Source organism: Streptomyces sp. NPDC093225 (genome assembly GCF_044753805.1).
Lineage (GTDB): Bacteria > Actinomycetota > Actinomycetes > Streptomycetales > Streptomycetaceae > Streptomyces.
The window spans coordinates 1-1,728 of record NZ_JBIVNX010000116.1 but is presented as its reverse complement, the minus strand read 5'-3'; the positions used below and the strand labels follow the sequence as shown (position 1 = coordinate 1,728).

Here is a 1,728-nt window from a genome sequence, read left to right as displayed (position 1 = left end):
AGGAGGGTGGCGACCGCGGCCTGCACGACCATGAAGAGGGTGGCCTGGTTGTCGCGGGCCAGGTCGGTGAGGCGGGCGTGCAGGGCCGCCGGGACGCCGAACCGGTGGATGCCGCCGCGTGGCGAGGCCACCTGCGGGCGGGGCCGGTCCACCGGGAGCGCCAGCTCCTGGGGCAGGTCGGCCAGCTGCTGCCGCCAGTAGGCGAGCTGGCGGGCGTCCAGGCTGCCGGCGTCGTCGGCGGCACCGAGGAGCGCGCGCTGCCAGACGGAGTAGTCGGCGTACTGCACCGCGAGCGGCTGCCAGGCGGGGGCCGTGCCGGCGAGTCGGGCCGCGTACGCTGCGCCCAGGTCGCGGCCGAGCGGGCCCACGGACCAGCCGTCGCTGGCGATGTGGTGCAGGAGCAGCAGCAGGTAGTGCTCGTCCTCCGACACGCGGAACACGTGGGCCCGTACCGGGATCTGGGAGGACAGGTCGAAGGGGGTCCGCGACGCGGCGGAGACGGCCTCGTCGACGTCGTCCGCGGGGACGTCGGTGCGTTCGAGGGTGACGCGGGCGTCCTCGGCGGGGAGGACGGACTGGAGGGGTTCGCCGCTCGCGGCGGGGAAGACGGTGCGGAGGGCTTCGTGGCGGGCGACGACGTCGTTGAGGGCCGCTTCGAGGGCGGTGAGGTCGAGGTGGCCGGTGAGGCGGATGAGCCAGGGGACGTTGTAGGTGGAGCTGGGTCCTTCCATCTGGCCGAGGAACCACAGGCGGCGCTGCGCGTAGGAGACCGGCAGGTCGGCGGTGCGCTCGACGGGGGTCAGGGCGGGCCGGTCACCGGCGCTCGCGGAGGTCAGGCGGCGGGCGAACTCCCGTACCGTCGGGGCGCGGAAGAGGTCGCGGACCCCCACCTCGCACCCCAGCACCGCGCGCACCCGGCTCACCAGACGCGAGGCGCGCAGGGAGTGGCCGCCGAGGGCGAAGAAGTTGTCGTCGACCCCCACCCGCTCCACCCGCAGGACCTCGGCGAACAGTCCGCAGAGGATTTCCTCCTGGGCGGTCAGGGAGGTGCGGACCGCCGCGACGGGCGCGGTCCCGGTGGCGGCCGGGGCCGGGGCGGCGGCGCGTACGACGAGGGCGGCGGGGACCAGGTCCGAGGGCAGCGCGGCCACCAGGTGCTCCCGTACGGCGGCCTCGTCGAAGGCGGCGCCGGCCACCGGCTCGACGTATGCGACGATCCGCCCGCCCGAGCCTGAGTCCGAGCCCGAGCCGGTGGCCGCATCCGAGCCCGGAGCCGCGTCCGGCCGTGCCAGGGCGACGGCGGAGGCGACCTGCCCGTGGGCGCGCAGGGCGGCCTCGACGGCGGCGGTGCCCGCGGTACCGGCCGCCCGGCCCAGGGCGCCGAGGTGCTGGTCGGGGTCGGCGACGACCGCGTCGAGCAGGCGGACCAGGCCGTCGGCGAGTGCGGCGACGGTGTCCGCGTCGTACAGGTCCCGCGCGTAGTTGCACTCCAGCGTCAGGCCGGCGGGTGCCCCCGCCGGCCCGTGCCGCTCGGCCACCGCCACGGAGAGGTCGAACTTGGCGGTGCCGTTCGGCACGTCGGTCCACGCGGCCGTGGTGCCCGGGAGGTCGATCCGGCCCTCGTAGTCGTGCTGGAAGGCGAGCATGACCTGGAAGAGGGGGTGGTGGGCGGTGGAGCGGGTCGGGTTCAGGTCCTCGACGAGGCGGTCGAAGGGGAGGTCCTGGTTT

At 75.8% G+C, this 1,728-nt stretch carries 1 protein-coding gene; it reads right to left on the bottom strand.

What is annotated here, in order from left to right; all coding sequences use genetic code 11:
• The coding region (locus tag ACIQCH_RS38385) for a condensation domain-containing protein (RefSeq protein ID WP_402589012.1) at positions 1-1,728 on the bottom strand (1,728 nt) is incomplete at both ends.